The organism is Sporichthya sp., from assembly GCF_013815995.1.
Lineage (GTDB): Bacteria > Actinomycetota > Actinomycetes > Sporichthyales > Sporichthyaceae > Sporichthya.
In genome coordinates, this window is sequence record NZ_JACDFE010000248.1 from 1 (window position 1) to 6,204 (window position 6,204).

7 protein-coding genes and 1 pseudogene are annotated in these 6,204 nt (G+C 72.4%); all 8 read right to left on the reverse strand.

The window, feature by feature from the left end; genetic code table 11:
• Positions 1-192 (reverse strand): annotated as a pseudogene (locus H0X00_RS20530) (hypothetical protein); the annotation flags it as partial.
• Positions 189-893 carry a type II secretion system F family protein gene (locus H0X00_RS20535; protein WP_293774377.1) on the reverse strand — a complete coding sequence of 235 codons (705 nt, stop codon included), beginning with the start codon at positions 891-893 and terminating at the stop codon, positions 189-191. The pseudogene H0X00_RS20530 and the gene H0X00_RS20535, both read right to left, overlap by 4 nt.
• 187 nt (positions 894-1,080) lie before the next feature.
• On the reverse strand, positions 1,081-2,436 hold the full coding sequence (locus tag H0X00_RS20540; protein WP_293774379.1) for an ATPase, T2SS/T4P/T4SS family: 1,356 nt from the start codon (positions 2,434-2,436) through the stop codon (positions 1,081-1,083).
• Positions 2,433-3,275, reverse strand: a complete 843-nt coding sequence (locus H0X00_RS20545) for a hypothetical protein (protein WP_293774381.1) — start codon at positions 3,273-3,275, stop codon at positions 2,433-2,435. The genes H0X00_RS20540 and H0X00_RS20545 overlap by 4 nt, the downstream gene beginning before the upstream one ends.
• On the reverse strand, positions 3,272-3,991 hold the full coding sequence (locus H0X00_RS20550) for an SAF domain-containing protein (RefSeq protein WP_293774383.1): 720 nt from the start codon (positions 3,989-3,991) through the stop codon (positions 3,272-3,274). Before H0X00_RS20550 ends, H0X00_RS20545 begins: the two co-directional genes overlap by 4 nt.
• Positions 3,988-4,824 carry a hypothetical protein gene (locus H0X00_RS20555; RefSeq protein ID WP_293774385.1) on the reverse strand — a complete coding sequence of 279 codons (837 nt, stop codon included), beginning with the start codon at positions 4,822-4,824 and terminating at the stop codon, positions 3,988-3,990. The genes H0X00_RS20550 and H0X00_RS20555 overlap by 4 nt, the downstream gene beginning before the upstream one ends.
• Positions 4,825-4,838: 14 nt before the next feature.
• The gene (locus tag H0X00_RS20560) at positions 4,839-5,294 is read right to left on the reverse strand and encodes a hypothetical protein (RefSeq protein WP_293774387.1); all 456 of its coding nucleotides are present in this window, start codon (positions 5,292-5,294) and stop codon (positions 4,839-4,841) included.
• 308 nt (positions 5,295-5,602) lie between these two features.
• Positions 5,603-6,204 (reverse strand): hypothetical protein (locus H0X00_RS20565; protein WP_293774389.1); only part of this gene is annotated, 602 nt, incomplete at its 5' end.

The window sequence follows — 6,204 nt, forward strand, 5'->3', positions numbered from 1 at the left end:
GGTGAGGAGCCCCAACCGGGCCTGCCGGGACAGGGTCCCGGCGTCGTCGCGCGCAGCCGCGGGGGGTGCGGTGCGTGCGGCGTCAAGGCGTCCGACCGCGACGAGCAGGCCGGGACGGTGCGGAGCCAGCAAAGCGATCAGCGCGGTCAGGGCCGCGCCCAGGCCGGCAAAGACGAGGATCGCGGGCGTCATCGCAGGGCCCCTTCCGGTGGGAGCGTCCCGGTGAGCAGGCGCTGCGGTCGCGCGGTGTCGCTCAGCGAGCGCAGCCACCCGAACGCCGCGGCGAAGACGGCGGCCACCAGGAGCAGCACGAGCTGCCCGGTCGCGGTGTCGTAGGGGTCGAGGTAGGCGGAGTCCAGCGCGATCAGCGCGGCGACGAAGGCGACGGTGACCCCGACGATGATGCGCACCCCCGTGCGCAGGGCCCGCCGGCCGGCCTCGACCCGGCGACGCAAGTCGAGCTCGTCGCGGGCGGAGTTCGCTAGCGCTTCCAACGTGGCGCGCAGTCCCGGCCCCCGTAGGCGGGCGTTGAGGATGAGGGCGGCGACGACCAGGTCGGCGGAGGGGTCATCGAGGTCGCCGGCGAAGAGGTGCAGCGCCGTCGGCAGCGCTTCGCGGGCCCGCAGGCGTTCGACCAGCCGGTCCACCGCCGGGCGGATCGGTGCCGCCGCCGACGGGGCTGTGGCGGGGATGGCCTCCTCCAGTCCGACCGCACCGGCGATCGTGTCCTTGAGAGCCTCGGTCCAGCCGGCGAGGGCTTCGAGGCGGTGGATCGCTGCCTCCCCGGCGTTGCCCCCGAGGACGAGCCGGGGCCACACCCAGATCAGAACGGCGACACCGGCGGCGGCGACCGGCCAGCGGGTCAGCACCGCGACCGTGAGCCCGACGCCCACAGCTGCGGCAGTCCGAGGTGTCACTCGCGCTCGGAGCGCGCGCACGTCAGCGTTTCGGGACGTGACCGCGCCCCGACAGGCCACGATCAACATCCAGACCGCACCGCCAAGGCCTGCGAACACGGCGATGGCGACCAAGGTGTCCGGCTGCATGGGCTCCCCTCCCGCTCCGGCGACTGATGACTAATCAGAAATGCGTCGTTGGGCCTGGCTCGTAGCCGGCTTCGATGAGGTCGGCCAGGGCGCCGATCGGGACGCCGTGGTTGCGCTGGGCTCGACCGTCAGGGCCGGGGGTGAAGATCTCGCTGGCCTGCACCCGCCGGTCGTAGCCGTTGATCTCCAGCACGGCCGAGACCAGGCGACGCAGCCCGGGGGTTCCGTCCGCTGTGGTCGGGGTGCGGGTCTTGCGGCAGAACACGACGAAGTCCAGGGCTCCGGTGCCGCCCTCGCCGCCGGCGACGAGCTGATGGGTGGCGTCGATGTCGAGGCGTTCTTCGGCCTGCCGGGCGTAGGTGGCGATCCGGTCGAACACCCCGCGCGGGGTGCGGGCGTGGATCGTGGACAGCGACCCGTCGTTGCCCTGGCTCATGGCGTTGAGCATGGTGACGACCTCGGGGCCGAGGACCTCGCCGACGATCACCCGGTCCGGGTTCATCCGCAGGGTGCGGCGCACGAGCTGCGCCATCCCGACCGCCCCGACGCCTTCGCTGTTGGCGGGGGCGGCTTCGAGTTCGACGACGTCGGGGTGCAGTTCGGGGTGGGCACGCAGGCCGAGTTCGAGGCTGTTCTCCACCGTGCAGATTCGTTCGCTGGGGTCGATCTCGTTGACCAGGGCGCGCAGCAGGGTGGTCTTCCCGGCATCGGTCTCACCGGCGATCATCACGTTGCGGCGCGCCCGAACCACGGCGGACAGGAAGTCGGCCAGCTCTGCCGACAGGGTGCCGTTGCCGACCAGATCGGCGAGGAACACCTTCGGATACCGGTGCCGGCGCAGCGACACCGCCGGGCGGGCGGTGACCCGCCGCACCGCCGAGAGGCGAGTCCCATCCGGCAGGCGCAGGTCCAATTCTGGGTTCGCGTCGTCGAAGGCGCGGGCGGACAGCCCGGCGTACGCGGCGAGCAGCTGAACCTGTTCGACCAGCTCGGCGTCGCTGCCCGCGACGGACCCGACGCGGTCGCGCCGGCCGTCGGCGTAGGAAACGAACACCTCATCACAACCGTTGATGTCGACGTTCTCGATCGTCGGGTCATCGAGCAACACCTGCAGGCGACCCGCGCCGAACAGCCGGGCAAACACCGCATCGGCAAGCGCGAGCTCCTCCTCGGCCGTAGGTGGTTGCTCCCCGGCGGCCATGGTGCGCGCCACCTCATCGGCGATCACGGCAGCGATCACCGACCGGGCTTCCTGGCGTTCGTCCTCGCCTGCGGGTTGAGGCCGACCGGCCGCGCGGGCCGTTCGCCGGGTGGCCGACAGCCGCTCGGCGACCTCGCCCTGCAGCCTGCGCACCAGGGCGTGGTCGACGGCGAGTCCCGTGGCTGTCATCGCGAACGCACCAAGGCCGCGAGGCGACGACGGGGAACGGGTCCCGTCGCGGGTGTGGGTTCAGCCGTCGCTGACTGATGCACCGTCAGCTCGGTGGCCAGGGACCGGGCACTGCGCAGGAGCAGACTTCGCTCCACGCGAGGACCCGTCCGCCCCTGTTGGAGCGCCTGGACCGCGCCGGGATCGTGGGCGAGGTAACCGGTGACCGTGGCCGCGATCCCCGCCTGCGCCAGCACCGCGCGCATCGAGGAAACCGCGTCCGTGCCCTGGCGGTCGTCGACGATCAGGACGACGGCCACTCGGCGGGTCACCCCCGCGTTCTGGGGAAGCGTTTCGAGCAGGTTGTGCAGCCGCTCACGTAGGCGCAGGAGCCCGGCCGCGTCACCCCGTGCCACCCCGACGAGGACGTCAGCGGCAGCGGCCACGGAATGAGCGGGGCTGCCGGGATGGAGCCGACCGAGGTCGGCGAGCACGTCACGCGGTCCCGGCCCGGTGAGGGCAGCAGTGATCGCGGGCCACAGCTCGACGATCCCGGCGCCCTGCTCCGGCGTGCTGAGGCCGGTGACGACAGAGAGGTTGGGCAGGCCGGGGACCGGGCGGGCGTGCTCGTCCAGGGCTGACGTCGTGCTACGGCGGGCCGCAGCAGCCAGGGCGAGCAGCCCAGAGTCCGCCGCCAACTGGGGACGCCCCGCCTCGTCGGTGAGCCGGAGCGCGAGGTCGCCGCCGGCTGGGTCGCACTCGACGATCGTGACCGGTCGTGGCCAGGTCGCGGCCAGGGTCAGGGCGAGGGTCGTGACACCGGGGCTGCCCTTGTCGGAGAACATCGCAATGACGGTCACGAGGCGGCCGTCCGTGCCGGAGCCGGTATCGCTGTCGGTGCGGCCGACGTGACCTTCACCAGGCCGATCCGTCCCACCGCGCTCTGCGCGAGCACCTGATTCGCCATATTCAACGGGACGACGAGGGTGACCAGCGTGGCTCCGCTGCTGCTCGGATCCGAACGCAGACCGAAGACCTCAGCTGTCGTCAGCGCCCGCGCCGTGAGGGAGGCGTCGGCCGACGATCCACCAGCGGCCGGAATCATCACGGCCAGGACCTGATCACCCACGGCCAGGCCGTCCGCCGGGAACTGACCCGGAGCCAACGACAGGCCGATCATCGCCTGACCGGGCGCGGGCACCGTCGCCGTGGTCAGCATGTCCCGGTTGAGCAACTGCCCGGGGACCAGCCCGACGGCAGCGCTCTGGCCGACAACGGTGGCGAGGTCGGCGGCGCGGATCGCGCGGACATCACCGGCAACCGAGGTCGCCCGCACGTCCCCGGCCGTGAGCACATGGCCCGCGGGCACCGCCCCGGCGGCCACGAGGACCTCCGTCTTGCCCGCGGCACCGGAGACCAGTAGGCCCCCGGTCAGGGCCAAGCCGACGATCAGCAGCACCGCGCCCGCGATCAGGCCGGGCCGTCGGGCGCGGGTTGGCAGCGGCCGAGGAACCCCGGCCGGGATCGAGGCGCCGTTCAGGGCACGGGTTGCTGCGGACTGCGTGGTGGTGTTCATCGGTCTCCCCCTCCGGCGACGATGACGGTCTGACGCTCCGCGACCGCGACCGGGAACGTGGTCTGACGCTCCATCAGTGGCAGGGTCCCGGCGAGCCCGCCGGATCCGCGCCACTGCACCTGCCAGGTCACGACGACGCGGCCGGTGTAGACGTTGTTCCGCTGTGCGGCACTGGATCGGCGGTAGGTGTGGGTACAGGAGGTACCGGCCTGGTCAGTACGGGCCTGGCCGGCGCTGGTGCACTTCACCGGAGCGCCACCGTCGCCCGGCCACCACGTCGCCGCTACCGGTTCCGCGGTGACGACGGCCCACATCCCGCCGGCCTCGGTGCGCTGCGTGATTGGTCCCCAGCCGTCGAGGAGGAACGAGGTCGGGATCGCTACCAAGGTCGCCGGGCCCGCGCTGGAGGATCGACGCGGTTCGAATGACGGCACGGGAAGCGGTAGCGGCAGCCGGCCGACCGCGCGCCTGGCCAACTGCTGCGGGCTCGCGGCCCCGTCCGGCGCGGCCGGAACCCACGCGGTGTCGAGGCTTCCATCCGAGCACGTCCGGACGACCCAACCGCCGGGGCCCTCTCCGGGCGCGGCACCGGATCGGAACTGCTCGGCCGTGGCGTAGCCGCCGGCCGATTCTGACTTGGTCTGGGTGCAGGTCCGCGCCGCCGCGGCTCGGGAGACGGGACGCTTCCGAACCGCAGCGAGGGAACCAGGGTCCACGACCTCGGTCTTGATCCAGCCCGGCCCGGTGCGGTCAACCGTGATGGGGTGCTCGTCTGCGGCGGCGAGGGAGGGAGTCGTCACCGCGATGGTCGCCGAGGCTGCAACTACGAGCACCGCTCCAGGCCAGCTCAGCACGGTTCCTCCGGGTAGCCGACGCTCGCTACCCTCCACGCGCCGTCGGCGCCGCGCTTCATGGTCGCCACGACCTTCGCGTGTTTGATCCCGCGTGTGGTGAACTCGCCACCGCTCACCTCCTTGCGGCCGAACTTGCGGGTGTCCTGGCAGTCCAGGACGGTGGCTTCGTCACCGTCGACGCTGTCCACCGCGGGGTCGACCTCTGGCGTGCCGTAGCCGACCTCACCGATCTCCTCCGCGGCGAACATGCCCCGGAGTACGCGCTCGAGCGCAGGGTCGGCGGTGAACGGTTCGAGCAGCACCCGCCGCTGCTCCTTGGGGGCCATCGAGATCTCGGTCTGGCGGGCGAAGAACTCGCGGTACGCGACGAGGATTGCGGCCTCGTCGGACTCCGCCGTCGGGGTCGCGGTAACGCTGGCGCTGGCCGCGACCGGTACCTCGGCGTCCACTCCCCCGCCGGAGCTACAGCCAGCAACCCCGCCGAGGACCAACGCCGTCGCCACGGCAAAGGTCGCCCGACGGGGCCCGCAGGCCCCCCAAGTCGCGTGACGAGACGTCTGCTTCGTCAGGAACATCCCTTACACCCCCTTGCTCCCAGGTCGGTCCTATCACCGGGCTCGGACAGTTCGCAGGGTTTCGGCAAAATCCGTGGCATCCCGGCGCAAACCGGCGTCGCGAATCCCGTTCCTGTGGTGGACCCAATACCCCTGTGTGCGCGATCTCGTCCAGATCGACGGACGTCGGCTTCTTACCGGGGTCAGGACGCCAGAGATCGGCAGTGGCTCGGCTCGACCTGGAGTGCCGGCGTCGCGCGTGACGGCGTGGGCAAGCGGGTCTCCCGGGTCGCGCGCAGCGCGATGTCGATGGCCGGGCTGTCCAAGGCCGACGGGCCGCCTGTTGCCAGCCGCTCGACCAGCCCGGGCCAGCCGGGCGCTCCCAGCAGCAGGACGGTCAGCCGGCGGGCCTGCCATCCCGGAACGCCGAGAGAGATGGCAAGGCTGCGCCAGCCGGGGACCTCGGCTTCCTCCGGGCGGTTACGCACTCCGTGCTCGGCGACGTGCAGCACGGCCTCCCGGGCCGCCGCCGGCGACCAACCACCGCGGGCCAGGACCGCGGCCAGCAGGTCGACCGTCGGGTCGGCCTCGGACGGCAGCTCGTCGGTGACCGGCCGGTCGTAGCCCTGCTCGACCAGGACCGTGAGGCTGAGCGGACGCGCCAAGGCCGCGTCGTCCGCGACGGCCCGCCACTCCCCCGCCCGCCGGCGAGCGCCGCCCCCACCGGCCCGAAATTGCTCCACCCGCCAGGCCGTCCGGGTCGCGGTGCGGTAGCGCTCAGCCATCCGCTCGCCGAGCACCGCTC